General features: G+C 58.7%; 24 protein-coding genes and 1 pseudogene. 15 read left to right on the forward strand and 10 right to left on the reverse strand.

All coding sequences use genetic code 11. The features are described 5' to 3' along the window. Nucleotides 1-26: 26 nt before the first annotated feature. The 3 genes from alg8 to yaaA form a co-directional block, all read right to left on the reverse strand. On the reverse strand, nt 27-1,508 hold the full coding sequence (alg8, locus tag ACM6IV_RS17025; protein ID WP_414870881.1) for a mannuronan synthase: 1,482 nt from the start codon (nt 1,506-1,508) through the stop codon (nt 27-29). Nucleotides 1,509-1,606: 98 nt separating this feature from the next. Further along, nucleotides 1,607-2,923: a nucleotide sugar dehydrogenase gene (locus ACM6IV_RS17030; RefSeq protein ID WP_007914305.1), complete on the reverse strand. Its 1,317-nt coding sequence runs from the start codon at nt 2,921-2,923 to the stop codon at nt 1,607-1,609. A gap of 809 nt (nt 2,924-3,732) precedes the next feature. Next, complete coding sequence (gene yaaA, locus ACM6IV_RS17035; RefSeq protein WP_414870882.1) at nt 3,733-4,512, reverse strand: peroxide stress protein YaaA; 780 nt, start codon at nt 4,510-4,512, stop codon at nt 3,733-3,735. A 329-nt stretch (nt 4,513-4,841) separates the two neighbouring features. Between yaaA and ACM6IV_RS17040 the strand changes: the two genes are divergently transcribed. The 6 genes from ACM6IV_RS17040 to ACM6IV_RS17065 all read left to right on the forward strand — a co-directional run bounded on the left by ACM6IV_RS17040 (nt 4,842) and on the right by ACM6IV_RS17065 (nt 10,183). After that, the gene (locus ACM6IV_RS17040; RefSeq protein WP_414870883.1) at nt 4,842-5,981 is read left to right on the forward strand and encodes a polysaccharide deacetylase family protein; all 1,140 of its coding nucleotides are present in this window, start codon (nt 4,842-4,844) and stop codon (nt 5,979-5,981) included. Nucleotides 5,982-6,318: 337 nt separating this feature from the next. Further along, on the forward strand, nt 6,319-7,713 hold the full coding sequence (locus ACM6IV_RS17045) for a PhoH family protein (protein ID WP_414870884.1): 1,395 nt from the start codon (nt 6,319-6,321) through the stop codon (nt 7,711-7,713). A gap of 238 nt (nt 7,714-7,951) precedes the next feature. After that, nucleotides 7,952-8,425, forward strand: a complete 474-nt coding sequence (moaC, locus tag ACM6IV_RS17050; protein ID WP_016985015.1) for a cyclic pyranopterin monophosphate synthase MoaC — start codon at nt 7,952-7,954, stop codon at nt 8,423-8,425. Next, a complete protein-coding gene (gene moaD, locus ACM6IV_RS17055; protein ID WP_414870885.1) occupies nt 8,422-8,664 on the forward strand; it encodes a molybdopterin converting factor subunit 1 in 243 nt (80 codons plus the stop codon). The genes moaC and moaD overlap by 4 nt, the downstream gene beginning before the upstream one ends. Before the next feature lie 3 nt (nt 8,665-8,667). After that, the gene (gene moaE / locus ACM6IV_RS17060) at nt 8,668-9,120 is read left to right on the forward strand and encodes a molybdopterin synthase catalytic subunit MoaE (protein WP_016771590.1); all 453 of its coding nucleotides are present in this window, start codon (nt 8,668-8,670) and stop codon (nt 9,118-9,120) included. 286 nt (nt 9,121-9,406) lie between these two features. Further along, entirely contained in the window at nt 9,407-10,183 is a 777-nt protein-coding gene (locus ACM6IV_RS17065) for an ABC transporter substrate-binding protein (protein WP_414870886.1), read from the forward strand. Nucleotides 10,184-10,283: 100 nt separating this feature from the next. Here the strand turns inward: ACM6IV_RS17065 and ACM6IV_RS17070 are convergent, their stop codons facing one another. The 5 genes from ACM6IV_RS17070 to ACM6IV_RS17090 all read right to left on the reverse strand — a co-directional run bounded on the left by ACM6IV_RS17070 (nt 10,284) and on the right by ACM6IV_RS17090 (nt 15,535). Continuing rightward, on the reverse strand, nt 10,284-10,910 hold the full coding sequence (locus ACM6IV_RS17070) for a helix-turn-helix transcriptional regulator (RefSeq protein ID WP_414870887.1): 627 nt from the start codon (nt 10,908-10,910) through the stop codon (nt 10,284-10,286). Nucleotides 10,911-11,003: 93 nt separating this feature from the next. Next, on the reverse strand, nt 11,004-12,131 hold the full coding sequence (locus ACM6IV_RS17075) for an NAD(P)/FAD-dependent oxidoreductase (RefSeq protein ID WP_414870888.1): 1,128 nt from the start codon (nt 12,129-12,131) through the stop codon (nt 11,004-11,006). Nucleotides 12,132-12,221: 90 nt separating this feature from the next. Continuing rightward, nucleotides 12,222-13,166: an ornithine cyclodeaminase family protein gene (locus ACM6IV_RS17080; RefSeq protein ID WP_414870889.1), complete on the reverse strand. Its 945-nt coding sequence runs from the start codon at nt 13,164-13,166 to the stop codon at nt 12,222-12,224. A 136-nt stretch (nt 13,167-13,302) separates the two neighbouring features. Continuing rightward, entirely contained in the window at nt 13,303-14,781 is a 1,479-nt protein-coding gene (gene rhlB, locus ACM6IV_RS17085; protein WP_414870890.1) for an ATP-dependent RNA helicase RhlB, read from the reverse strand. Nucleotides 14,782-14,878: 97 nt separating this feature from the next. Further along, entirely contained in the window at nt 14,879-15,535 is a 657-nt protein-coding gene (locus tag ACM6IV_RS17090; RefSeq protein ID WP_414870891.1) for an alpha/beta hydrolase, read from the reverse strand. A gap of 467 nt (nt 15,536-16,002) precedes the next feature. Here ACM6IV_RS17090 and ACM6IV_RS17095 point away from each other — a divergent pair, with 467 nt between their 5' ends. The 4 genes from ACM6IV_RS17095 to ACM6IV_RS17110 all read left to right on the forward strand — a co-directional run bounded on the left by ACM6IV_RS17095 (nt 16,003) and on the right by ACM6IV_RS17110 (nt 20,162). Next, a complete protein-coding gene (locus ACM6IV_RS17095; protein ID WP_007914328.1) occupies nt 16,003-17,034 on the forward strand; it encodes an amino acid ABC transporter substrate-binding protein in 1,032 nt (343 codons plus the stop codon). A gap of 66 nt (nt 17,035-17,100) precedes the next feature. Beyond that, nucleotides 17,101-18,282 carry an amino acid ABC transporter permease gene (locus ACM6IV_RS17100; protein ID WP_414870892.1) on the forward strand — a complete coding sequence of 394 codons (1,182 nt, stop codon included), beginning with the start codon at nt 17,101-17,103 and terminating at the stop codon, nt 18,280-18,282. 10 nt (nt 18,283-18,292) lie between these two features. Next, nucleotides 18,293-19,387, forward strand: coding sequence for an amino acid ABC transporter permease (locus ACM6IV_RS17105; RefSeq protein ID WP_414870893.1), 1,095 nt, complete (start codon nt 18,293-18,295; stop codon nt 19,385-19,387). 10 nt (nt 19,388-19,397) lie between these two features. Further along, nucleotides 19,398-20,162 (forward strand): amino acid ABC transporter ATP-binding protein, encoded by a 765-nt coding sequence (locus ACM6IV_RS17110; RefSeq protein WP_414870894.1) that lies wholly within the window; start codon nt 19,398-19,400, stop codon nt 20,160-20,162. A gap of 55 nt (nt 20,163-20,217) precedes the next feature. Here ACM6IV_RS17110 and ACM6IV_RS17115 read toward each other — a convergent pair whose 3' ends face one another. Then, nucleotides 20,218-20,709 (reverse strand): type II TA system antitoxin MqsA family protein, encoded by a 492-nt coding sequence (locus ACM6IV_RS17115; RefSeq protein WP_414870895.1) that lies wholly within the window; start codon nt 20,707-20,709, stop codon nt 20,218-20,220. Further along, nucleotides 20,706-21,016, reverse strand: a pseudogene (locus ACM6IV_RS17120) (type II toxin-antitoxin system MqsR family toxin). The gene ACM6IV_RS17115 and the pseudogene ACM6IV_RS17120 overlap by 4 nt, the downstream one beginning before the upstream one ends. A 166-nt stretch (nt 21,017-21,182) precedes the next feature. On the opposite strand from ACM6IV_RS17120, the gene ACM6IV_RS17125 reads away from it, so the two are divergent. From ACM6IV_RS17125 to ACM6IV_RS17145, 5 genes are all read left to right on the forward strand, one after another. Beyond that, nucleotides 21,183-21,842 carry a FadR/GntR family transcriptional regulator gene (locus tag ACM6IV_RS17125; protein WP_414870896.1) on the forward strand — a complete coding sequence of 220 codons (660 nt, stop codon included), beginning with the start codon at nt 21,183-21,185 and terminating at the stop codon, nt 21,840-21,842. Beyond that, entirely contained in the window at nt 21,832-23,136 is a 1,305-nt protein-coding gene (locus tag ACM6IV_RS17130; RefSeq protein WP_414870897.1) for a CynX/NimT family MFS transporter, read from the forward strand. The genes ACM6IV_RS17125 and ACM6IV_RS17130 overlap by 11 nt, the downstream gene beginning before the upstream one ends. A gap of 238 nt (nt 23,137-23,374) precedes the next feature. Further along, the gene (locus ACM6IV_RS17135) at nt 23,375-23,845 is read left to right on the forward strand and encodes a nuclear transport factor 2 family protein (RefSeq protein ID WP_414870898.1); all 471 of its coding nucleotides are present in this window, start codon (nt 23,375-23,377) and stop codon (nt 23,843-23,845) included. A 39-nt stretch (nt 23,846-23,884) separates the two neighbouring features. Further along, on the forward strand, nt 23,885-24,187 hold the full coding sequence (locus ACM6IV_RS17140) for a GIY-YIG nuclease family protein (protein ID WP_150617209.1): 303 nt from the start codon (nt 23,885-23,887) through the stop codon (nt 24,185-24,187). 84 nt (nt 24,188-24,271) lie between these two features. Continuing rightward, nucleotides 24,272-25,207 (forward strand): glutathione S-transferase family protein, encoded by a 936-nt coding sequence (locus ACM6IV_RS17145; RefSeq protein WP_414870899.1) that lies wholly within the window; start codon nt 24,272-24,274, stop codon nt 25,205-25,207. Nucleotides 25,208-25,304: the final 97 nt, after the last annotated feature.

The following is a 25,304-nucleotide window of genomic DNA, read 5'->3' on the forward strand; positions in this document are numbered from 1 at the left end:
TTCCTTGTTAATTCAATAGGGGCGGGTCAGACCATCATCAGCAGCACGGCGACGAAAATGCTGCCGGCGGAGAAGGTCATGGTCCGAGACGACCAGGTGTTGAACCAACGTTGAAAGCTGGCGAGATCACGGGTCAGGGATGTGGGTTGGCGAGTCCAGGATTGTTGGTCGAGGCGGAAGAACACGTAGATCTTCACCAGCGCACCGACGATCTGGTTGTAATAAAGAATCGCCGGATAAGCCGGGCCGATCCGGTGTCCGGAACACGACAACAGCAAGGTCAGGATCAGGCGGGTGATGCCGATCCACAGCAGGTAAACCAGGATGAACGCGGTGCCGTACTTGAAGCTGGCGATGAGCGCCACGGTCAGGCCGAGCAACGAGGTCCACATCGAAACGCGCTGGTCGAACAGCACCACCGAGGTGAAGGCGCCAAGGCGTTTCACACCCAGACCCAGTGCGCGCGAGTTCTGCCGCAGGTTGTTGCCGTACCAGCGGAACATCAGTTTGCGGCTAGCCTTGATGAAGCTCTTTTCCGGCGGGTGTTCAACGGTGTTGATCGCCGCGTCAGGCACGTAGAAGGTGTCGTAGCCCAGACGCATCAGGCTGAACCAGCTCGACTTGTCGTCGCCGGTCAAAAACTTGAAGCGGCCCAGACGCCAGTGTTGCAGCGAGTCGCTTTCAACGTCGGCGATGAATTCCGGGTTGGTCACCACGGTGGCGCGGAACACCGACATACGACCGGTCATGGTCAGTACGCGCTTGGACAGGGCCATCGAGCACATGTTGATGTGGCGCTGGGCGAAACGCAGCTTGTGCCATTCGCTCATGATGTAGCCGCCGCGCACTTCGCAGAACTCGTTGGTGGTCAGGCCGCCGACGTTGCCGAACAGCTGGAACCACGGCACGGTCTTACGCACGGTGCCTTCGCCGAGCACGGTGTCGCCGTCGATCACGGCCACTACGGCGCGGTCGTCCGGCAGATGGCGGGAGATCGCGCGGAAACCATAGGCCAGGCCATCACGTTTGCCGGTGCCGGGAATGCGCACGAAGTCGAGCTTCACGCGGTCGGGCGGATTCATCCGGGTCCACAGCGCCTTGACCAGCAGCTCATCGGACATTTCCACGATCGAGCAGACCACGGTGGTCGGCAGTTCGCAGTCGATGGCTTCGCGGATCACCGAGCTGTAGACCTGCGCGGTGGTGAGCGCGTCGATACGGAAACTGGTGACCATCAAAAATACATGCGACGGGTCCGCCGCCTTACCCAGCTTGCGCACTTTGCGGCGCAGGTGCGGGTAAACGATGTAGAGAAAAATCATGCCGCGCACAAAGTGCGTTGCACCCATCGAGTAGCGCCAGATACCCACGGCGCCAATCAGGAAAATGAAGTCCTTCGACTCGGAGTCGAATGTGGACGTGGGCAGCATCAAGGCCAGGCCCATCAGCAGACTGAGATAAAAAAGCCAGCCGGCTGATTGCAGAAAAAAATGTTTGAGCTTGGTCATCAACGTCATCCGAAGGTGAGAAGGCTTCAAGCCGCAAGCTTCGAGCTGCAAGCAAAACGCTTTGGCTTGCAGCTCGAGGCTTGTCGCTTAGGGCTGCTTTACCAGCAGATACCTTCGGTGCGAGTACCGGCGTCAGTGGCTTTAGCCATGAAGCCCACCAGGTCGATGACCTGCTTGCCGTGCGGCGCTTGCTGCGCCAACGGGCGGAACTTCTCGTCGCGGTTGCCGAGGATGATCACGTCGGAGTTATCGATCACCGAATCGAAGTCCGCGTTGAGCAGAGACGATACGTGCGGGATCTTCGACTCGATGTAGTCCTTGTTCGCCCCGTGAACACGGGCGTACTCGACGTTGCTGTCGTAGATGCTCAGGTCGTAACCCTTGCCGATCAGCATCTCGGCCAGCTCCACCAGCGGGCTTTCGCGCAGGTCGTCGGTGCCGGCCTTGAAGCTCAGGCCGAGCAGGGCGACTTTGCGTTTGTCGTGGCTTTCAACGATGTCGAAGGCGTTCTGCACTTGCGATTCGTTGCTGCGCATCAGCGAGTTGAGCAGCGGCGCTTCGACGTCCAGCGAACCGGCGCGGTAGGTCAGGGCGCGCACGTCTTTCGGCAGGCACGAACCGCCGAAGGCGAAGCCTGGGCGCATGTAGTACTGGGACAGGTTGAGGGTCTTGTCCTGGCAGACCACTTCCATCACTTCACGGCCGTCTACGCCAACCGCTTTGGCGATGTTGCCGATCTCGTTGGCGAAGGTCACTTTGGTCGCGTGCCAGACGTTGCAGGTGTACTTGATCATCTCGGCAACGGCGATGTCCTTGCGGATGATCGGCGCGTCGAGTTCTTCGTACAGCGATTGCAGAACGTCGCCGGACGCCTTGTCGAACTCGCCGATGACGGTCATCGGTGGCAGGTCGTAGTCGGCGATGGCGGTGGATTCACGCAGGAACTCAGGGTTGACTGCAACGCCGAAGTCGACGCCGGCCTTCTTGCCCGAGCAGTCTTCGAGGATCGGGATGACCACGTTGGCAACGGTGCCCGGCAGTACGGTGCTGCGCACGACGATGGTGTGGCGGGTGGTTTTTTCACGCAGAACAAAACCGATCTCGCGGCATACCGCTTCGATGTAGTTCAGTTCCAGATCGCCGTTCTTTTTGCTCGGCGTACCCACGCAGATCATCGACAGGTCGGTGTCGCGAATCGCCTCGGCGAAGTTGGTCGTGCCACGCAGACGACCGGTCTGGATACCCTGTTGCAGAAGTTCGCCCAGGCCCGGTTCAACAATCGGCGACTTGCCGGCGTTGATCATGTCGATCTTGTCTTTGGCAACATCGACGCCAACTACGTCATGGCCCCGTGCAGACAGGCAACCGGCACATACTGCGCCAACGTAACCCAAACCAAATATGCTGATGCGCATCGCAATTACCTCTGTATATATCAGGCCTTAGAGGCCGGAGTTAATGGTGTTCAGCGTTCATTAGTGCACTCGAAAGTGCGGCACACAGGCGCCACAATGCCGTGTGCAGGCATACTAAGTTTCGAGTGTCTAAATAAGTGCACTCAAGATGTGCGCAACCAGGCCTTGTTGTTATGACTTGCCCTGTTATGCAGCCGATCTTCTTTGGAGAAGACTCTTGTGCAATCGTCTTACACGCTCGATGTCAGGATGAAAGTCCTGTAAATCAAGCGGTTGGGTGCTCAGGCGAGCACGTTTATAAGGGCGCGGCCATGGCCTTTGTAGGGGATATTAATGGTGCGTATCTCCTGTCCATCGTCTGTTTTGAGACTAGTTAGTCATCTAGGCAAGTTGCTGTGACAACTTGGTTACATGGCTATCTGCTCCGCGTAAGTTATCTCGTACAAAGTCGGCGAGAATCGTTACCGGTGGTATGAGCTACGCATTTGGACATAGTTCCAGTCCACTCATCGCACCATCTGAAATTTTTTGAAATATTGCGGAAGATGGCACTGGTTTCAATTTGATAGCACTTTCCTTTTCGCCCTTTATTTACGGGGCGTTAATCGCCTTAGATATTTTTGTGCCACTACCGCGAAAAAATTTAGGTGCCACTACTGAAAAAAATGATCAGTGTCGAGTGAAACTAATCTTAGAAAAGACAGGGATGATTTTCTGGCGCCATTAAACTGGCGAAATGCGGCGGGAGTTTTTTGACATCGTGCGAGCTGCACGACTCCTTATAGAAAGAGTCGTGCATTGGGCATGCTTTATTCCGGGGCGTGGTCGCGCAGAAACACCAGATTGTCGGGTTTCGATTGTTCTGCGCTGTAGCGATAACCCTGCACGTCGAAGTGCTTGAGCTGGGCCGGATCGTTGATCTTTTCCTGAATCACGAAACGGCTCATCAGGCCACGGGCCTTTTTCGCGTAGAAGCTGATGATCTTGTACTGACCGTTCTTCTGATCCTTGAACTCGGTGTTGATGATGCGCGCGTTCAAGGCTGTGCGTTTTACGGCCGAGAAGTATTCGTTGGACGCCAGGTTGAGCAGCACATCGTCACCCTGATCGGCCAGCGCTTCGTTCAGCCATTCACTGATGCGGGTGCCCCAGAAGGCGTACAGGTCTTTGCCTCGGGCGTTGGCCAGTTTGGTGCCCATTTCCAAACGATACGGCTGCATGAGATCCAGCGGGCGCAAGAGGCCATAGAGGCCGGAAAGCATGCGCAGGTGTTTTTGCGCGTAATCGAAATCGGCTTCGCTGAAGGACTGCGCGTCGAGACCGGTATAAACGTCGCCCTTGAACGCCAGCAGCGCCTGTTTGGCATTCTCCGGGGTGAACGCGGGCGTCCAGCTACCGAAACGTGCGGCGTTGAGCCCGCCGATCTTGTCGGACACGTGCATCAATTCGCTGATCTGCGCCGGGCTCAGGTCGCGCAGTTGCTGGATCAGTTCCTGAGAATGGTCGAGGTATTGCGGCTGGGTGAAGCGCTGGGTCGCCGGCGGTGTTTCGTAATCGAGGGTCTTGGCGGGGGAAATCACCATCAGCATGAAGTCGTCTCCTTTAATCGTGGGGGCGATTCTAGGGGGTTGGGGCGGTTGACTCCAGCTATGGGGGTTATAGGTATGGGTAAGCTCGGGCATTTGCGACGGCTGGTGGATTTTTTCCCTCACCCCAGCCCTCCCGAAACGTCGGACCGCCCGGAGGGAGAGGGAGCTGATCTGTGTGGATTTCAAAATCAGCATTCAACTCGATAGCTCAGGTCGGCGGAAATCGACAGTACAACTCGGTCAGCTCCCTCTCCCTCCGGGAGAGGGCTGGGGTGAGGGTAGCGTCCGTGAATCTTGCACATCAGCTATAGTGCCGCGCGGGTTTTGTTATGGAGACATTCCTTTTGCGCATCGTTCTTTTATTCACCGCGTGGCTGTTGAGCGTCGGTGCCGTCGCGGCACCGGGCGATGTGGCGACGCTGGATCGCAGCACCTGGCCGGAACAGCTGAGCAATCCGACCCTGTTTGATGTGGCGTCCCGGGCGGAAATCCTCATGTTTGCCCGCGGCCTGCTTGGCACCGAATCGATGGACGAAGCCGCACTGGCTCAGCGTCTGGGCCTGCGCACGATCAATGTCGACGCGGTCAACAGCCTGCGTCAGCGCCTCTGGCAGCGCCTGTTGGCCAATTACAACTTCGCCCAGCAAAGCTGCGATCAGGACGCCTCGTTCTGTTTCCTCGTCGAAGACTTGCCCAGCCTGCGCGAGCAAGCCGCCAAGTTCGTGGTCAGCGACGACAGTTATTACACCAAGTGGGCCGAACCGAGCCGGATCTTCCACCTGCAATATCTGGATGAATTGTTACGCAAGGCTGCTCTTTCCCCGCAGACGAGCAACGAATTCGATCGTTTCGGTGACTACGAGCGTAATGGCGACGAGATGCACGACCGGCTGTTTCTGCTGACGTTCGACAGCGCCGCCAACCTGCAACCGGACAACACCGACTGGCTCACCGAATACCTGCGCAAGTCGAACCTGAGCGGCACGTTCTTCGTGTTGGGCAAGGATATCCAAGCGCGGCTCGCTGATCGTTCAGTGAGCAGCCTGCAAGCGGGATTCTCCCGACAGTGCGTTGGCGTGCAAGGCTGGGAGTTCCGTTCCCATAGCCACTGGCAGGACTGGCAGGATTCGGTGCGGCGCAGCGCTGATCTGGTGAAGAACAAGTTGCCGGAAAACTACGTGCCGCTGTTCCGTCCGCCGGAAGGGCAGCGCCGCAGCGACGCGCAAGGTTTCTTCAACACCCAGGGCCTGCAAGTGGCCCTGTGGGACATCGACGCCCAGGACGGCGCGGGCAAACTCAAGGGCGCGCAGAGTGCGCAGCGGGTGCTGACCCTGATGCTGCTGTGGCGCCACGGGGTGATCAATTTCAACATGAAGCAGGACGCGGTGAAGACCTCGTTGCCGTGGTTGATCACGCAAACCGCGCAGAGCGGCATCGGTTGGGAAGACTGTCAGGACGCGTTTCGCTGAGAAACGGCAAAAGCCCGGAAACATTGGGCTTGGGGCGATTTTTTTGCAGGATTCGATGCAGGCGGACTTCCGACTTTAGCGGGGTCCGGGCAGTCCGCCAAGGGCTTTTCGTCACTCTGCAAAATAAACTTAAAAAAACCGTCAAAGTGCTTTTTTATGTCATGGGTTTTGGAGTATTACGAAGACAGACCGCCGAAACCTGCAACACAGGTGGCGTCTTCCAAGACCCGTTTGTTTGCAGTCACTTGAATCTCCGCAGGTGAGATTTCGGCAGTCACTTCGAGGCGCAGCACCGCACAGGTATTGCGTCCAATGGCTCTGACAAAGGTGACCGAGTATGGATGATCACGGACGTAGCCCTTCCTCCAACCAGCCAATCCTTTATGTACTCGATACCAACGTATTGATTCACGATCCAAACGCCCTGCTGAATTTCGAAGAACACCACGTCGCGATCCCGATGACCGTGCTTGAAGAGCTGGACAAGCTCAAGAGCGGGCATCACAGCGTTGCCGCCGAATGCCGTCAGGCCATCCGGCTGATCGACAAGACTCTGGGCGATGCGTCTCCTGAAGACGTCGAACTCGGTGTGCCGATCCAGCGTGGCAAGGGCGGGCCTAAGGGCTTGCTGTCAATTCTGATGAGCAAACAGGCCGAATCGAACCTGATTCTGCCCGAGCATCTGAACGACAACAAAATCATCAACCAATTGATTGACCTGCACACCCGTGATCCACAGAAGCCTGTGGTGCTGGTCACCAAAGACATCAACATGCGCCTCAAGGCGCGCGCCTGCGGCATCGATGCCGAGGATTACAGCACCGACCAACTGGTCGATGACGTGTCCCTGCTGCCCAATGGCTACCACAACATGACCGGCTCTTTCTGGGACCGCGTGAGCAAGGTCGATACCCGCCAGGATCACGGCCGCACCTGGCATCAAGTGCAACTGATCGACAACCTGCCGGCGGTGCACATCAACGAGTTCATCATTGACGAACAGGGCTTTGTCGGCTGGATCAAGGAGATTGACGAGGCCAAGCTGCTGATCCTCGACCTGCATCAGGAACCGTTGCTGCATCAAGAGGCCTGGGGGCTCAAACCGCGCGATATTTACCAGAGTCTGGCGCTGTACGCGTTGCTGGATCCGGACATTCATCTGGTCAACCTGTCGGGCGCCGCAGGCTCCGGTAAAACCATTCTGGCCCTGGCCGCTGCGATCGAGCAGACCATGGTCAGCAAGCGTTATCGCCGCATCATCGCGACCCGCAGCGTGCAGGGCCTGGACCAGGAAATCGGCTTCCTGCCAGGCACCGAAGCGGAAAAAATGGAGCCTTGGCTGGGCGCCATCACCGACAACCTCGAAGCCTTGCACATGGATGACGAAAACACCCATGGCAGCGTCGACTACATCCTCAGCAAAGTGCCGTTGCAGTTCAAATCGCTCAACTACATTCGCGGTCGCAGCTTCCAGCAGAGCCTGATCCTGATCGACGAATGCCAGAACCTCACGCCGCACCAGATGAAAACCATCATCACCCGGGCCGGCGCCGGTTCCAAAGTGGTGTGCCTGGGCAACCTCGCACAGATCGACACCCCTTACCTGTCCGCGACCAGTTCCGGGCTGACCTATCTGACCGAACGCTTCAAGGATTTCCCCAACGGTGTGCATATCACCCTGCAAGGGGTGCCTCGCTCGATCCTGGCCGAATACGCCGAATCGCATCTGTAACCCTTCACCCAAAACCGGGCGGCCTAACAGCCGCCCGGTTTTTTATGCCTGAACACAAAACCCATTGTGGGAGCGGGCTTGCTCGCGAAAGCGGTGTGTCAGCCACGATTTATGTGCCTGACACACCGCTTTCGCGAGCAAGCCCGCTCCCACAGGGGATAGTGGTGAATTCATAATCAATGATGCGGAAATTTGACCCGCAGGTTTACAATCGACGCTCCTGATCAGGAGTAATCCCGTGCTGACTCATCTCGATTCCCAAGGTCGCGCCAACATGGTCGACGTCACCGAAAAAGCCGTGACGTTCCGTGAAGCGACGGCCCAAGCGCTGGTGCGCATGCTCCCCGAAACGCTGCAGATGATCGTCAGCGGCGGCCATCCCAAGGGTGACGTGTTCGCCGTGGCGCGCATTGCCGGCATACAAGCGGCGAAGAAAACCAGCGATCTGATTCCCCTGTGCCATCCGCTGATGCTTACCGGCGTCAAAGTCGAACTGAGCGCTGATGGCGAAGACACCGTGCGCATCGTCGCCCGCTGCAAACTGTCCGGGCAGACCGGCGTCGAGATGGAAGCGTTGACCGCCGCCAGCGTTGCCGCCCTGACCATTTACGACATGTGCAAAGCCGTGGATCGCGGCATGACCATCGAAAGCGTGCGCCTGCTGGAGAAAGTCGGCGGTAAGAGCGGGCACTTCCAGGCGGAGCAGCCATGAACCTGACCGTGAAGTTTTTTGCCCGTTACCGTGAAGCGCTGGGCGTGGATTCGGTAAAGGTTGAAGGTGATTTCGCCACGGTCGATGACGTACGCGCACTGCTCGCGCAACGTAACGGTGCCGAGGTGTTGAGCGAACAGAACCTGATGTGCGCACGCAACGAAGACCTCTGCCAACTTGACGAGCCGGTGACCGATGGCGACGAAGTGGCGTTTTTCCCGACCGTGACCGGAGGCTGAGCCATGGCGATTCGTGTGCAGGCCACGCCGTTCGATCCGGGCGCTGAAGTCAACGCGATGCACGCGGCCAACGTCGGTGTCGGTGCTGTGGTGAGTTTTGTCGGTTACGTGCGCGACTTCAACGATGGGCTGGATGTGGCGGGGATGTTCCTTGAGCACTATCCGGGTATGACCGAAAAAGCCCTCGGCAAGATTGCCGTTGAAGCTGAACAGCGCTGGCCGCTATTGAAGCTGGAAGTGCTGCACCGCATCGGCGCGCTGGAGCCGGGCGAGCCGATCGTGTTTGTCGGCGCCGCCAGCGCCCATCGCCAGGCCGCGTTCGATGCCTGCGCCTTCGTCATGGACTACCTGAAAACCCGCGCACCGTTCTGGAAGAAAGAGAACACCAGTGATGGCCCGCGCTGGGTTGAGGGGCGGGACAGTGATCATGCTGCTGCGGATCGCTGGAAAAAGTAATTCCTGTAGTGCCCTTCAGTAAGCCTTCGCGAGCAAGCTCGCTCCCACATTGAATCTGTGTCGTTCACAAATCCAATGTGGGAGCGAGCTTGCTCGCGATGAGGCCATCTGCAACAGCAAAAACCTCGCAGACACTCTCTTCTCGCCGATTGACGGCTTGTACCTATAAGTCCAATATGGATTTCCAAGTACAAAAAACAGCTTCAGTCTTGCCGCTTGTAGCTCCCCGCTGCCAGCCGCTCTTCTTCATCTTGCCAAACCAACAACAACCCGCGAGAGAACGAACATGAAGAAATTCCCCCTCATCACCGGTCTGGCCCTCAGCCTGTTGGCCTCTGCCAGCGTGTTCGCCGCTGAGCAAACCCTGCGCATTGGCATTGAAGCCGCTTACCCGCCATTCGCCTCGAAAACCGACAAGGGCGAAATCGTCGGTTTCGACTACGACATCGGCAATGCCCTGTGCGCGCAGATGAAGGTCAAGTGTGTATGGGTCGAAGGTGAGTTCGATGGCCTGATTCCCTCGCTGAAAGTGAAGAAGATCGACATGGCGCTGTCATCGATGACCATCAACGAAGACCGCAAGAAATCGGTGGATTTCACCCACAAGTACTACTTCACCTCGTCGCGACTGGTGATGAAGGAAGGCGCCACGGTCGACGATCAATACGCCAGCCTCAAGGGCAAGAACGTCGGCGTGCAGCGCGCGACCACCACTGATCGTTATGCCACCGAAGTGTTTGAACCGAAGGGCATCAACGTCAAGCGCTACAGCAACAACGAAGAGATCTACATGGACCTGGCGGCGGGGCGTCTCGATGCGATTTTTGCCGACACCATTCCGTTGAACGACTTTTTGTCGATGCCGCGTGGCAAGGGTTACGCGTTTGTCGGACCTGAGTTGAAGGATCCCAAGTACGTGGGCGAGGGTGCGGGGATTGCGGTGCGCAAGGGCAATGCCGAGCTGGTCAGCCAGTTGAACAGCGCCATTGATGGCATTCGCGCGAGTGGCGAGTACCAGAAGATTTCCGAGAAGTATTTCAAGTCCGACATCTACGGCGACTGATAGTCCGCTATCGCGAGCAGGCTCACTCCTACATTTGGAATGCGTTCTCCTGTAGGAGTGAGCCTGCTCGCGATGGCGTCAGAGAAATCACCGCAAATCTCTAGCCCTTCAATTCCTTCAAATGCTTGTACACCGTCGCCCGCCCCATGTTCAGCACATTGGCTACATAATTCGACGCACTCTTGCCCTTGAATGCGCCTTCGGCGTGCAACGCCAGCACCAGTTCGCGCTTGTGATCGCGGGTCAGCAGATTCAGGCTCAACTGCCGCTCGCGCAGCCAGGCGTGGAGGAAGGTGTTGATGCGTTCCTGCCAGTCATCGCGAAACAATGAGTCCGGTTGCGGAATCAGTTTGCTCGGCGAGAGGAACAGGTCCAGCGCCGCCTTGGCATTCTCGAACAGCGAAATATTCAGGTTGATGCACAGCACCGCCAGGGGCCGGCCTTCGCCATCGCGCAGCACGGTGCTCAGGCTGCGAATTTTCTGGCCATCCCAATTGAGCTTTTCGTACGGGCCGATATTGCGGTCGCTGACATCCTCGCTGAGCATGTCCTCCAGTGACGAGTCGTCGCCGATCTCGCGTTTGGACAGGTTGTTGGCGATGTAGTCGACCTTTTGCGTGCGCAGGTCGTGCAGTACCACTTCGGCGTGGGGAAAGAACAGCGTGGCGATGGCGTCGGCGACGGCACGGAAGTTATCCAGCGCCGGGTCGAATTCAGGGGCAGTCATGACAGTGGAGCTCCAGGCAGCGTCAACGCCCCCGTGATCAGGAGGCGTTGCGAGTGTGCCGCAATCCGTTGGGCGCGTCATCCGCAGGGACGATCAGACGAGGCGGGCGGGGGAAAGCATGGCGGCGCTCAGGCCGAACTGCTGCAGATGATCGGGCAGGGGTTCACCGCGTACTAACGCCGCGCTGGCCTGGCCCATCGCCGGCGACGTCTGGATGCCGTATCCACCCTGCGCCGCCACCCAGAACAGCCCCGGTACCTGTTGATCGAAACCGCTGAGCAAATCGCCGTCGGCAACGAAGCTGCGCAGGCCGGCCCAAGTGCGCGTCGGCCGGCGGATCGTTAGCGTCGTCGCCTCTTCGATCTGGTAGATGCCCATGGCAATGTCCAGTTCTTCCGGCTGCACATCATGAGGTTCGACCGGGTCGGCGTTGGCCGGCGAACCGAGGAACATGCCAGCGTCGGGCTTCATATAGAAGGATTCGTCGAGGCTGACCAGCATCGGCCAGTGATGGATATCCACGCCCTCGGGGCCGGCGAAAATGAACGCGGCGCGACGTTTTGGTTGCAGGCCCAGCGGCCTGGCGCCAGCCAATGCACCGATCTTGTCGGCCCAGGCGCCGGCGGCGTTGATGATCACTGGCGCGCTGAAAGTCTGCCCGTTGGTTTGCACGTGCCAGAGGCCATCGGCGTCGCGACGCAGGCCAAGTACTTCGCAATCGGTATGGACTTCACCGTTGTTGCGGCGGATGCCGCGCAGGTAGCCCTGATGCAGGGCGTCGGTGTCGATGTCGCTGGCGCTCGGGTCGTAGATCGCGCCGTGGACTTTTTCCCGGCGCAGGATCGGCAGTCGCGCGCAGGCTTCGTCGGCGCTGAGCAGTTGCATTTCAGACACGGTGGCTTTGGCGCTGAGGTATTGGTTGTTCAGTTCAGCGGCGTCACCGGTGAAATCCACAGTCATTTCGCCGCGCGGGGTGAGCAGTGGGTGTTCGCAGAAACCGGCCGGCGGGTTGTCGAAAAAAGCCCGGCTGGCCTGGGTCAGCGCGCGTACTTGCGGTGTGCCGTACGCGGCGGTGAACAGCGCGGCGGAGCGCCCGGTGGAGTGATAGGCCGGGTGGGATTCACGTTCGAGTACGATCACTTTGCCATGCGGCGACAGCCAGAAACCGGTGGAAGCGCCGGCAATCCCGCCGCCGATGATGATGAAATCTGCCTGGCTCATGAAGGTCTCCAGTCTGTACGCAATATCGGAAAATACGCTGATCCCCTGGTGGGAGCGAGCAAGCCCGCTCCCACAGGGGGATTTGTGGTGTTAGTGAGTCAAGTGATAAATCGCATTGGCGAGGGCGATGTCTTCCAGCCCTAGGCCGATTGAACGGAAAAACATGTGTCGGTCGTAATCGGGGCGCTGCACTTTCTCGCTGAGCAGGTCGGCGAGGTCACCCACAATCGAATCCTGGTTCCAACCATGTTGCTCAGCCGCAATCAGCATCTCACCCGCCGAACCCGGCGTGGTCAGACGATAGTCGCAGAACACTTGCATGTCGTTGAGGCGCTGCGGCGGGACTTCGTGGGCGCGCGGGGCGTTGGTGCTGATCGAGGTGATCAGCGCCGGTTTGCTCAGCTCAGCGGGATCGATCACCGGGCCAGCGGACGAGGTGCACAGCATGATGACGTCGGCATCAGCAATCGCCGCTTCGCGGCTACCAGCAAACTGCAGATCGGGCGCGATGGCTTGCAATGCTGCCTGAGTTGCAGAATCTTCGAACAGGGACGGTGAATACACGCTGATGCTCTGCCAGTCGCGCAGACCTTTGACGTAGTGCAGATGCGCCTGCGCAACCTTGCCGCTGCCGATGATCGCCAGGCGGCTGGCATTCGCCGGTGCGAGGGCGTCGACGGCCACGGCTGTGGTTGCGGCGGTGCGCGCGGTGGTCAGTTCACCAGCATCGCAGAGCAGCAGCGGTTGACCGGTCTTCATCGACATCAACAGCGTCCATGCCGTCACCAGCGCACCTTGCTCGCGAACGATGTACGGCGAGGTTTTCACTCCGTACACGCCGTCCTCGGCCAGTACGCCCAGATAGTTGATGAAATCGCCGGCCCCCTGCGGAAACGCCACCAGTTGCTGTGCCGGTTGTACGGCGTTGCCGGCCGCGAGGTCGCGAAACAGTTTGCGCAGGATTTCCGGCACATCAACGCGCGCCAGCAGCGCACGGGCCTGGGCTTGGTCGATCACGTAGGGCGTACTGGACATGTCAGGCTCCGAAGAGGAGAAATATACTTGTTTGTCTATTATGGACTTTTGGTTTTGTCGGGCAAGGGCCTGTTGAAAATACGGGCGAAAAAAAAGCGCAGTCCGTTGCCGGCTGCGCTTCTCTGTTTTACGTCACCTACTGCGGACGCTTGCGCTCAACCGCACGCAATAGATGCGTCGGCGGCGTTTCACAGCTGATCTTGCGACCGAGCTTCTCTTCGATGGATGGCAACTGGTAGGAGTCGTCCTCACCGGCAAAGCTGATCGACACACCATCGGCGCCAGCGCGACCGGTACGGCCGATGCGGTGCACGTAGTCGTCAGGGACTTCCGGCAGGGTGAAGTTGATCACGTGGCTGATGCCGTCGATGTGGATGCCGCGACCAGCCACGTCAGTGGCAACCAGCACGCGAATCTTGCCTTCGCGGAAACCTTCCAGGGTCTTGATGCGTTTGTGCTGCGGCACATCGCCGGAGAGTTGCGCGGCGTTGATGCCGTCGCGCACCAGACGCTCTTCGATGCGACGCACTTCATCCTTGCGATTGGCAAACACGATCACGCGCTCCCAGCCGTTATCGTTGACCAGGTTGTAGAGCAGTTTGTATTTGTCGGCACCTGCCACCGCATAAATGTGCTGCTCGACGTTTTCGTTGGCCACGTTGGTGACTTCGATTTCGACGATGGCAGGGTCGGTGGTCCACTGCTTGGCGAGGTTCATCACGTCTTCGGTGAAGGTCGCGGAGAACAGCAGGGTCTGGCGCTCGGACTTCGGTGGCGTCTGACGAATGATCTGGCGTACCTGCGGGATGAAACCCATGTCGAGCATGCGGTCGGCTTCGTCCAGCACCATCACTTCGACCATGTCCAGGTGCACGTCGCCGCGCTGGTTGAAGTCGAGCAAGCGGCCCGGTGTGGCGACGAGGATGTCGCAGTGGCGCGCTTCGAGGTGCTTGAGCTGCTTGTCGAAGTCCATGCCACCAACGAACGTCATGACGTTGAGGCCGGTGTACTTGGTCAGATCGGCAGCGTCCTTGGCGATCTGCACCACCAGCTCACGGGTCGGCGCGATGATCAGCGCACGGGGTTCGCCCATGTAGCGTTCTTTCGGCGGCGGTGTTTGCAGCAGCTGGGTGATGATCGAGATCAGGAACGCGGCGGTCTTGCCGGTGCCCGTTTGCGCACGGCCAATCGCGTCTTTGCCGGCGAGGGTGTAACCCAGCACCTGCGCCTGGATCGGCGTGCAATACGGAAAACCCAGATCCTGGATGGCGTGCATCAGTTCTGGAGACAGCTTGAAATCGTGGAAGCGGGTTTTGCCTTCCTGTGGCTCGACGACGAAATCTTCGAGTTTCCACGGAATCACCGGTGCCTTGGGCTTCGGTTCGCGGCGCGGTCTGGCCGGTTTCGGCGCTTCGCTGCGGGCGGGTTCGGCGGCGATGGGCGCGGCCGGTGCAGGTTGCGGTGCTTGCTTCGGTGCCGCTACGGGAGCGGGGCGGTCGGCCTGTGGCGCATCGGTGCGATGACCGGGGGCGTGCGACGGCGCACTGGGAACTGGCGCGAGCTGCTCAGCCTCGCTTTTACCGAACATTTTCTTGAGTGCTTTGAGCACGGTCATCTCATCAATTGGTTAAGGAATGTACGCCGGCCAGTGTAATGCAAGAAACGGGCGCGGCGTAGTAGGAGGGATCAATGGGCGATTTTAAACTCGACGTTTAGCGCAGGCGTTCACTCAACCAGACACCGATGTCGCGAATCTCTTCAGGTAACACTTCGTGCTCCATTGGGTATTCCTGCCATGTCACCGTGACACCATGCTTCTTTAAATGCTCGTAAGCACTGCGGCCCATCGAGTTCTGCACCACGCCATCGAACTGGCCGTGCAGACACAGTGCGGGAATCCGCTGCTGACTGGCGGAAAGCTCCATCTCGTCAGTGAACGTCGGCGCATACGTCGACAGCGCCAGCACACCGCCCAACGGCCCTTGCCATTTCACAAATGCGCTGTGCAACACCACCGCGCCACCCTGGGAAAACCCGGCGAGGACAATCCGCGAGGCGTCTATTCCGCTGGCGCGCTCGTTTTCGATCAATTCAATGACGCGATCCGCCGACGCTTCCAACTGCTCACGGTCAATCGCGCGGGCCGGGCTCATGGCTTTGATGTCGTACCAGCTCGGCATGGCATATCCGCCATTTATCGTCACTGGAAGGGTCGGCGCCTGCGGTAGTACGAAGCGCGTGCTCAACAGGCTTTCCTGCAACGCTTCTGCCACCGGCAGGAAATCGTAGCGATCGGCGCCGAGGCCGTGCAGCCAGATCACGCAGGCGTCTGCGGGCTTAACAGGCTGAAGAATCAAGGGCTCGGTCATGTCTGCTCCAAAAATGTGCGGCCGCTCTCATTAAGTGCGTGATTCGAGTGCGCGTCCGGTGGATCCGTTAAGAAGATGTCGCAAGGTTACAAGTTTTGCTATTGACCTGTCGCCGAAACGATTCGGCGAGCGGTGTGGTACGGGCTTTGCTATGGCTTGAACCGTGCAACCGATCTTGCGTGGGCGGTAACACTATCAGTGTACGACCCGCGACGGGATTGCAAAGAATCCGGTGATGGATGTTCGCCAATGGCCGCTACGGGCTTAGCGAACGTGAAAGGGCTACAGCCCGTTCGGCCGATTGGTGAGAAGTGAGTTGTCCATGATGTGGATTTTCTCCTACTAGACTCATAGCGAAGGTCTTACGTCGGTTGACCCCAAAAAAAGCCAACACGGGTCAACAACGCCTCAAAAGGGTGCGACTGGACTCAAGCTCCGACACAACAAGAGCAAAACTGGAGGTTTGAATGAAGATGTTGAAATCCACTCTGGCGATCGTGACTGCAGCAACAGTTCTCGGCGTCAGCGGGTTCGCTCAGGCGGGTGCAACCCTGGATGCCGTGCAGAAGAAAGGTTTCGTGCAGTGTGGCGTAAGCGACGGTCTGCCGGGCTTCTCGGTACCGGACGCAACCGGCAAGATCCTCGGGATCGACGCTGACGTCTGCCGCGCTGTGGCCGCTGCCGTATTCGGCGACGCGACCAAGGTCAAGTTCAGTCAGTTGAACGCCAAGGAGCGCTTCACTGCGCTGCAATCGGGCGAGATCGACATCCTGTCGCGTAACACCACCATGACCAGCTCCCGTGACGCGGGCATGGGCCTGAAATTCCCGGGCTTCATTACCTACTACGACGGCATCGGCTTCCTGGTGAACAACAAGCTGGGCGTCAAGAGTGCCAAAGAGCTGGACGGTGCAACCATCTGCATCCAGGCCGGTACCACCACCGAGCTGAACGTTTCCGACTACTTCCGCGGCAACGGTCTGAAATACACCCCGATCACTTTCGACACCTCCGATGAAAGCGCCAAATCGCTGGAATCCGGTCGTTGCGACGTGCTGACCTCCGACAAGTCCCAACTGTTCGCCCAGCGCTCCAAGCTGGCATCGCCGAAGGACTACGTGGTTCTGCCGGAAACCATTTCCAAAGAACCACTGGGCCCGGTCGTACGTAACGGCGACGACGAGTGGCTAGCCATCGTCCGTTGGGTTGGCTACGCGCTGCTCAACACCGAAGAAGCCGGCATCACTTCGAAGAACGTCGAAGCTGAAGCCAAGTCGACCAAGAACCCGGACGTTGCCCGTATGCTCGGCGCTGACGGCGAGTACGGCAAAGACCTGAAACTGCCGAAAGACTGGGTTGTGCAGATCGTCAAACAAGTCGGTAACTACGGCGAAATCTTCGAGAAAAACCTCGGCAAGAGCACTCCGCTGGAAATCGACCGCGGCTTGAACGCCCTGTGGAACAACGGCGGCATTCAGTACGCACCACCAGTGCGCTAATGGTTCTATCACCCGGCGGGCCAACCGCCGGGTGATGTTCTTGTTCCATTTTTTCCGGGGCACTTCATGCAAAATTCAATCGGCGCACCAAAGCAGAGGCTCAGCCTCAGCGATCCACGAGTGCGTGCGTGGCTATTCCAGATCATCACCGTTGTGGCGGTGGTCTCGCTGGGCTGGTACTTGTTCGACAACACGCAAACCAACCTTCAGCACCGGGGCATTACCTCCGGTTTCGGCTTTCTGGAGCGCAGTGCCGGATTCGGCATCGCTCAACACCTGATCGACTACACCGAAGCGGACAGCTATGCCCGCGTCTTTGTCATCGGTCTTCTCAATACCCTGTTGGTGACCGTGATCGGCGTGGTTCTGGCGACGATCCTCGGGTTCATCATCGGTGTGGCGCGGCTGTCGCAGAACTGGATCATCAGCAAACTGGCGACCGTGTATGTGGAAGTGTTCCGCAACATTCCGCCGCTGCTGCAAATCCTGTTCTGGTACTTCGCGGTGTTCCTGACCATGCCGGGGCCGCGCAACAGCCATAACTTCGGCGACACCTTCTTCGTCAGCAGCCGTGGCCTGAACATGCCGGCCGCACTGGCGGCTGATGGTTTCTGGGCGTTCGTGATCAGCATTGTGGTGGCCATTCTCGGCATCGTGCTGATGACCCGCTGGGCCAACAAACGCTTTGAAGAAACCGGCGTGCCGTTTCACAAGTTCTGGGTCGGTCTGGCAATTCTGCTGGTGATCCCGACCTTGTGCGCACTGATCTTCGGCGCTCCGCTGCATTGGGAAATGCCCGAGCTTAAAGGCTTCAACTTTGTTGGCGGCTGGGTGCTGATCCCGGAACTGCTCGCGTTGACCCTGGCCTTGACCGTGTACACCGCGGCGTTCATCGCCGAGATCGTGCGTTCGGGGATCAAGTCGGTCAGCCACGGCCAGACCGAAGCCGCGCGTTCCCTCGGCCTGCGCAACGGCCCGACCCTGCGCAAAGTGATCATTCCGCAAGCCCTGCGCGTGATCATTCCGCCGCTGACCAGCCAATACCTCAACCTGGCGAAAAACTCTTCGCTGGCGGCCGGTATCGGTTACCCGGAAATGGTTTCGCTGTTCGCCGGCACCGTGCTCAACCAGACCGGTCAGGCGATCGAGGTGATTGCCATCACCATGAGCGTGTACCTGGCGATCAGTATCAGCATTTCCCTGCTGATGAACTGGTACAACAAGCGCATTGCGCTGATCGAGCGGTAAGGAAAAGCGCATGAGTACTCATACTTTCAAACCTGATATGCCCCCACCGAACAGCAGTATCGGCGTGGTGGCGTGGATGCGCGCGAACATGTTCTCCAGCTGGCTCAACACCTTGCTGACCCTGTTTGCGTTCTACCTGATCTACCTCGTGGTGCCACCGATCCTCAGTTGGGCCATCGTCGATGCCAACTGGGTCGGCACCACCCGCGCCGACTGCACCAAGGACGGCGCCTGCTGGGTGTTCATTCAGCAGCGTTTCGGCCAGTTCATGTACGGTTACTACCCGACGGAACTGCGCTGGCGCGTGGACCTGACCGTGTGGCTGGCGGTGATCGGTGTAGCGCCCCTGTTCATCTCGCGCTTCCCGCGTAAAGCGGTGTACGGGCTGAGCTTCCTGGTGGTGTACCCGATCATCGCCTACATCCTGCTGCACGGCGGTTTCGGTCTGAGCACCGTGGCGACCAGCCAGTGGGGCGGCCTGATGCTGACCCTGGTCATCGCCACCGTCGGTATCGCCGGTGCCTTGCCGCTGGGGATTGTGCTGGCGCTGGGCCGTCGTTCGAACATGCCGGCGATTCGTGTGGTCTGCGTGACCTTTATCGAGTTCTGGCGCGGCGTGCCGTTAATCACGGTGCTGTTCATGTCCTCGGTGATGCTGCCGCTGTTCCTGCCCGAAGGCATGAACTTCGACAAACTGCTGCGGGCGCTGATTGGCGTGATCCTGTTCCAGTCGGCCTATGTCGCCGAAGTGGTGCGTGGCGGTCTGCAAGCGATCCCCAAAGGGCAGTACGAAGCCGCCGCAGCGATGGGCCTCGGTTACTGGCGTTCGATGGGCCTGGTGATTCTGCCGCAAGCCCTGAAGCTGGTGATCCCCGGCATCGTCAACACCTTCATCGCGCTGTTCAAGGACACCAGTCTGGTGATCATTATCGGCCTCTTTGACCTGCTCAACAGCGTCAAGCAAGCCGCTGCCGATCCGAAATGGCTGGGCATGGCCACCGAAGGCTACGTGTTCGCCGCCCTGGTGTTCTGGATTTTCTGTTTTGGTATGTCGCGCTATTCCATGCATCTGGAACGCAAGCTCGACACTGGCCACAAGCGTTAGGAGTTCTGTAATGAGTGAAGCAATCAAAAAGCCTGCAGGTCCTGAAGGCATTATTCAGATGCAGGGCGTCAACAAGTGGTACGGCCAGTTCCACGTGCTCAAAGACATCAACCTCAACGTCAAGCAGGGCGAACGGATCGTCCTGTGCGGCCCGTCGGGTTCCGGCAAATCGACGACGATTCGCTGCCTCAATCGTCTGGAAGAACACCAGCAGGGCCGCATCGTCGTCGATGGCGTGGAACTGACCAACGACCTCAAGCAGATCGAAGCGATCCGCCGCGAAGTCGGCATGGTGTTCCAGCACTTCAACCTGTTCCCGCACCTGACCATTCTGCAGAACTGCACCCTGGCGCCAATGTGGGTGCGCAAGATGCCCAAGCGCAAGGCAGAGGAAATCGCCATGCATTATCTGGAGCGCGTACGCATTCCGGAGCAGGCGCACAAATTCCCGGGGCAACTGTCTGGCGGTCAGCAACAGCGTGTGGCGATTGCCCGCGCGTTGTGCATGAAGCCGAAAATCATGCTGTTCGATGAACCGACTTCAGCGCTCGATCCGGAGATGGTGAAGGAAGTACTCGACACCATGATCGGTCTGGCGGAAGACGGCATGACCATGCTCTGCGTGACCCACGAAATGGGCTTTGCCCGTACCGTGGCCAATCGCGTGATCTTCATGGACAAGGGCGAAATCGTAGAACAGGCATCGCCGAATGACTTCTTCGATAATCCGCAGAATGAGCGGACGAAGTTGTTCTTGAGTCAGATTTTGCATTGATGGTTTGTGGGTAAAAAACTAACCCGGCCTTGTGCCGGGTTTGTTTTTTTGTGGGTCAGGATACGGTCAGGGTTTCGTGTTCTTTGTGGATGGTGTACTTGAACGCACCTCTCAAGTCAGCCCCTTCGGCCAAGACTTTCGCATCGGCAAGCAAGTGCGGGTAACGATCCAGCAACCGCATCAAAAGCATCAACGCCTTTGGCGGCAGCAGTTCGCCTCGTTCGTACCTTGAAAATGCGTTGTGGCCTCCACCTGACAGCAGTTGCACCGTCTCTTTTTGCGTTAGGTGCAATTTGCGCCGGATGCGCTTCATCTCGGAACCGATCATTTGCCGGGCAGCGATGACCAGTTCATCGCCCGCTTCCGTGTAACGATCAGCGCTATCGGTGCTGTCGTCCCACTCGACTTCCCCGCACTGCCGGCATTCCCAGCCAGCAAGATCATCTACGCGGCGCTCCATGCCTTTGACACTCAGGGTCTCACCGCGACCCTCGAAATGCCTCATTCCCTCACGGGCACCACAGCTGAAACATTGCCGGGTTTTCATGGGTTTTTCTCCTTGAAGGAGATTACCGGTGCGCCGCCGGCAGGGCGGTATGTCACCTTGATGTAAATCTCCAGGCCTTTTGAGTTGATGTGATACACGTCCTGCCAGACTCGATGATCGTCATAGGTGGTCATCGATTTGTACAACATCCAGTTCTGCAACTCGAAAACGATCTCCTGCATTTCTATGAAGCTAAAACCGAGATCGAGACCGGTTTTTTCCGCGGTCTTGGTGAAAGCTTGTCAGCCAAGTCGTCTGACTTCCGCTTGATCACCGCCAAGTCGTAATGGGGTGTGTTCTTCTCCATAAGAAACCAAAACCCTGTCCCTGAAATTACCCTTAAAGGGTAATTTTGACCAATCGAAAATGCCGCTCCATGTGTCTCCGATTGACCCTAGGTGGTTGCCGTCCTACACGGGTCTGACTAACATGTCAGAAAATTCATCCTATGATTGGATGAAAGGGCGAGTTCTATGTCAGACATTTCTCCACTAATCAAACGATCACTGGTCGATCAGGCCTTGGATCAACTCCGTCAGCGCATCAACAGCGGTACCTGGAAGGTTGGCGAGCGGTTGCCGACCGAACCGGAGCTGTGCGCAGAGCTGGGCATCAGCCGCAACACCGTGCGCGAAGCCATGCGCGTGCTGGCGTTTTCCGGACTGATCGAGATTCGCCAGGGCGATGGCAGTTACTTGCGCGCGGTGGTCGATCCGCTCGACACGCTGAAAGCCTTGTCGCGCTGCTCGCTCGATCAGGCAAGGGAAACCCGGCACATCCTCGAAGTCGAGGCCATCGGCCTGGCAGCGTTGCGTCGCACTGACGAGGACCTGGTCGCCTTGCGTGAAGCGCTCGGCACCAGCGGCAGTCACTACCACGGCGATCTCGACACCTATATCGCCTGCGATCTGGTGTTCCACCGCCGATTGGTCGACGCCGCGCACAACCCGACCCTGAGCGAGCTGTATCGCTATTTCTCCAGCATCGTCGGCGCGCAATTGCGCCAGACCCTGAACATCGTCCCGCGCCGTCAGGAAGTGTTCGACTTGCACATCGAATTGCTCGATGCGGTCGAGCAACGCGACCCGGAACGGGCCAAAGCTTTGTCGAGACAGTTGATCAATGAACCTTGAAACCGAGAAAACCATGTCCCGCAGCGAGATATCCACAACCCCCAAACGCACCGCAGAACTTGAAGAACTGCTGATCGACGCCGAGGCCGACGACGAGCAAGTGCAACAAAGCCATCCGCTGCTGCGCCGGCCATGGCTGTTGTTGCTGGGCTTGATTCTGGTCGCGCTGAATTTGCGTCCGGCGCTGTCGAGCATGGCGCCGCTGCTTAGCGATGTGTCGAAAAGCCTCGGTTTGTCGGCCGCTCAAGCCGGCTTGCTGACCACGTTGCCGGTGCTGTGCCTCGGATTGTTCGCCCCGCTGGCACCGATACTGGCGCGGCGTTTCGGCGCCGAGCGGGTGGTGTTGGGGATTCTGCTGACGCTGGCCGGCGGGATCATTTTGCGCAGCAACTTTGGTGAGATCGGCCTGTTCGCTGGCAGCATATTGGGCGGCGCGAGCATCGGCATCGTCGGGGTGTTGCTGCCGGGCATCGTCAAGCGCGACTTTGCCAAACACGCCGGCACCATGACCGGCGTCTACACCATGGCGCTGTGCCTGGGCGCGGCGATGGCGGCGGGTTCCAGCGTGCCATTGAGTGAGCACTTCGATCACAGTTGGGCGATGGGCCTGGGGTTCTGGGTGATTCCGGCGCTGGTTGCGGCGGTGTTCTGGCTGCCGCAAGTCGGGCAGAAACATGGCGCGCACAACGTGGCCTATCGTGTGCGCGGTCTGCTGCGTGATCCGCTGGCCTGGCAGGTGACCTTGTACATGGGTCTGCAATCATCGCTGGCCTACATCGTCTTCGGCTGGTTGCCGTCGATCCTGATTGGTCGTGGCCTGACGCCGACCCAGGCCGGTCTGGTGTTGTCCGGTTCGGTGATCATCCAGCTTGCCAGTTCACTGGCCGCACCGTGGCTGGCGACGCGCGGCAAGGATCAGCGTCTGGCGATCGTCGTGGTCATGGCCCTGACCCTCGGCGGTCTGTTTGGTTGCCTGTATGCGCCGATCGAAGGATTGTGGGGCTGGGCGATTCTGCTGGGGCTGGGGCAGGGCGGTACGTTCAGTCTGGCGTTGACGCTGATCGTGCTGCGTTCGCGGGATTCCCATGTCGCGGCGAACCTGTCGAGCATGTCTCAGGGTTTCGGTTACACGCTGGCGTCGATGGGGCCGTTCGCGGTCGGCGTGGTGCATGACTGGACCGGTGGCTGGAATGCCGTGGGCTGGATTTTTGGCATTATCGGCACCGGTGCGATCATCGCTGGGCTTGGCGCCGGCCGTGCACTGTACGTCCAAGTGCAAAGCGAGAAGATCTGACACGTAACCCTTTTTTGGGGGCAGTGATATCCAATGTGGGAGCGAGCTTGCTCGCGAAGGCGGTGGTTCAGGCACAGATCGTGTTGCATGTGCCGGCCTCTTCGCGAGCAAGCTCGCTCCCACAGTTTTTGGGGCGCCTTTAATATCTTGCGTGGTATTCGGTTTACGAATGCCGATAGTGTTTCTGCGCATTGCAGATTATCGTGCTGGCACTCTGTACCTATTTTGGAGTTTGCCCATGAGCGAAGCCCACGCCGCGTTGATCACCCGTTTCTACCAGGCCTTCCAGCGCCTCGACGCCGAAGCCATGGCCGCCTGCTACACCGACGATGTCGTGTTCAGTGATCCGGCCTTCGGTGAACTGCGTGGGCGCGACGCCGGCGACATGTGGCGCATGCTCACCAGCCGCGCCAAAGACTTCTCGCTGACCTTTGACAATGTACGCGCCGATGATCGCAGCGGCGGCGCACATTGGGTCGCGACCTACCTGTTCAGCCAGACCGGCAATATCGTGATCAACGATATTCAGGCTCGTTTCGTCTTCCGTGAGGGCAAGATCTGCGAGCACCACGACCACTTCGATCTGTGGCGCTGGTCGCGTCAGGCGTTGGGTTTCAAAGGCCTGCTGCTGGGTTGGACGCCGCTGGTGCGCAACGCCGTTCGCGCCCAGGCGCAGAAGGGACTGAAGGCATTTCAGGCCGGTCGCTGATAAGATCGTCGCCTGTTTCCTACACGTCTTGATCCCGAAGTGACCAGCCTTAGCGAAAAATCTGTCGATGTCGTCGAGCCCGTGAGCAAGTCCTGGTTCGTTTACCTCGTTCGCGCGGCCAATGGCTCGTTGTACTGCGGAATCAGCGACGACCCGGTGCGTCGTTTCGCCAAGCATCAAAGTGGCAAAGGCGCGCGGTTCTTCCTCTCCAGCCCGGCGATGGCGCTGGTTTACACCGAGCTGTGCCGCGATAAAAGCGATGCCTTGCGTCAGGAACGGCTGATCAAAAAACTCAGGAAGAGCGCCAAGGAATGTCTGGTTGCGTCTTATCAATCTGACTGATCTGTTCCTATCAGGCAGATCTGTAGGCTGCTAAGCAAATGCACGCTAAGCTGCCAGCTCACTATCTGAGCGGCGGAGCCGAGTATGTCCGAGTTGATTCTGCATCATTACCCGACCTCTCCATTTGCCGAGAAGGCCCGCCTGCTGCTGGGGTTCAAAGGTCTATCGTGGCGCTCGGTGCATATCTCGCCGGTGATGCCGAAACCGGATCTGACTGCGTTGACTGGCGGTTACCGCAAGACCCCGGTGTTGCAGATTGGCGCTGACATCTATTGCGACACGTCGCTGATCGCGCGTCGACTGGAGCAAGAAAAAGCTTCGCCGACGTTCTTCCCTGAAGGTCAGGAGATGACGACTGCCAGTTTCGCTACCTGGGTTGATTCGGTTGTGTTTCAACACGCCGTGAGTTTGGTGTTCCAGCCGGAATCGGTAGCCGTGCGGTTCGGCAAGTTGCCGCCGGAAGCGATCAAGGCGTTTCTGGCTGACCGTGCCGGGCTGTTCAGCGGAGGCAGCGCCACCCGGTTGTCCGCCGAACAAGCCAAGCATCAATGGCCGACGATCATGGCGCGACTGGAGCAGCAGTTGCAGCGCGAGCAGGGCGACTTCCTCTTTGGTGAACCGTCGATTGCTGACTTCGCATTGGCGCATCCGCTGTGGTTCCTCAAGGCCACTCATGTCACCGCGCCGCTGGTGGATGAGTATCCGGCTGTCTCCGCTTGGTTGGGTCGGGTTCTGGGCTTTGGCCACGGTGCTGCGAGCGAGATGACCTCGGAAGAGGCGCTTGCGGTGGCGCGTAACGCGACGCCGGCGGCATTGCCGGATGAGCAATTCGTTGATCCGAACGGCTTCAAGGCCGGTCAGCGAGTGGCGATCTCGGCTACCGATTACGGGGTTGATCCGGTGGTGGGTGAGTTGCTGTTTGCCGGTAGTGAAGAGCTGATCATTCGTCGTGAAGACGAGCGTGGCGGGGTGGTGCATGTGCACTTTCCGCGTTTTGGTTTCCGTATCGAAGCCCGCTGATCTCTCAAGTCTGATGCAAAGTTTTGTAGGAGTGAGCCTGCTCGCGATAGCGGTGTGTCAATCGGCGGTTTTATCGACTGATACACCGCTATCGCGA

It is taken from the genome of Pseudomonas sp. IT-347P (assembly GCF_949768005.1).
Taxonomy (GTDB): domain Bacteria; phylum Pseudomonadota; class Gammaproteobacteria; order Pseudomonadales; family Pseudomonadaceae; genus Aquipseudomonas.

Bases quoted from the DNA above. Each gene is read 5' to 3' on its own strand.
- yaaA (WP_414870882.1), bottom strand. From the start codon at position 4,512: ATGCTGATGGTGATTTCCCCCGCCAAGACCCTCGATTACGAAACACCG.
- ACM6IV_RS17110 (WP_414870894.1), top strand. From the start codon at position 19,398: ATGAGTGAAGCAATCAAAAAGCCTGCAGGTCCTGAAGGCATTATTCAG.
- ACM6IV_RS17100 (WP_414870892.1), top strand. From the start codon at position 17,101: ATGCAAAATTCAATCGGCGCACCAAAGCAGAGGCTCAGCCTCAGCGAT.
- moaD (WP_414870885.1), top strand. From the start codon at position 8,422: ATGAACCTGACCGTGAAGTTTTTTGCCCGTTACCGTGAAGCGCTGGGC.
- ACM6IV_RS17090 (WP_414870891.1), bottom strand. From the start codon at position 15,535: ATGACCGAGCCCTTGATTCTTCAGCCTGTTAAGCCCGCAGACGCCTGC.
- moaE (WP_016771590.1), top strand. From the start codon at position 8,668: ATGGCGATTCGTGTGCAGGCCACGCCGTTCGATCCGGGCGCTGAAGTC.
- ACM6IV_RS17075 (WP_414870888.1), bottom strand. From the start codon at position 12,131: ATGAGCCAGGCAGATTTCATCATCATCGGCGGCGGGATTGCCGGCGCT.
- rhlB (WP_414870890.1), bottom strand. From the start codon at position 14,781: ATGACCGTGCTCAAAGCACTCAAGAAAATGTTCGGTAAAAGCGAGGCT.
- ACM6IV_RS17045 (WP_414870884.1), top strand. From the start codon at position 6,319: ATGGATGATCACGGACGTAGCCCTTCCTCCAACCAGCCAATCCTTTAT.
- ACM6IV_RS17115 (WP_414870895.1), bottom strand. From the start codon at position 20,709: ATGAAAACCCGGCAATGTTTCAGCTGTGGTGCCCGTGAGGGAATGAGG.
- ACM6IV_RS17145 (WP_414870899.1), top strand. From the start codon at position 24,272: ATGTCCGAGTTGATTCTGCATCATTACCCGACCTCTCCATTTGCCGAG.
- ACM6IV_RS17095 (WP_007914328.1), top strand. From the start codon at position 16,003: ATGAAGATGTTGAAATCCACTCTGGCGATCGTGACTGCAGCAACAGTT.
- ACM6IV_RS17125 (WP_414870896.1), top strand. From the start codon at position 21,183: ATGTCAGACATTTCTCCACTAATCAAACGATCACTGGTCGATCAGGCC.
- alg8 (WP_414870881.1), bottom strand. From the start codon at position 1,508: ATGACCAAGCTCAAACATTTTTTTCTGCAATCAGCCGGCTGGCTTTTT.
- ACM6IV_RS17080 (WP_414870889.1), bottom strand. From the start codon at position 13,166: ATGTCCAGTACGCCCTACGTGATCGACCAAGCCCAGGCCCGTGCGCTG.
- ACM6IV_RS17070 (WP_414870887.1), bottom strand. From the start codon at position 10,910: ATGACTGCCCCTGAATTCGACCCGGCGCTGGATAACTTCCGTGCCGTC.
- ACM6IV_RS17040 (WP_414870883.1), top strand. From the start codon at position 4,842: ATGGAGACATTCCTTTTGCGCATCGTTCTTTTATTCACCGCGTGGCTG.
- ACM6IV_RS17030 (WP_007914305.1), bottom strand. From the start codon at position 2,923: ATGCGCATCAGCATATTTGGTTTGGGTTACGTTGGCGCAGTATGTGCC.
- ACM6IV_RS17105 (WP_414870893.1), top strand. From the start codon at position 18,293: ATGAGTACTCATACTTTCAAACCTGATATGCCCCCACCGAACAGCAGT.
- ACM6IV_RS17135 (WP_414870898.1), top strand. From the start codon at position 23,375: ATGAGCGAAGCCCACGCCGCGTTGATCACCCGTTTCTACCAGGCCTTC.
- ACM6IV_RS17065 (WP_414870886.1), top strand. From the start codon at position 9,407: ATGAAGAAATTCCCCCTCATCACCGGTCTGGCCCTCAGCCTGTTGGCC.
- ACM6IV_RS17130 (WP_414870897.1), top strand. From the start codon at position 21,832: ATGAACCTTGAAACCGAGAAAACCATGTCCCGCAGCGAGATATCCACA.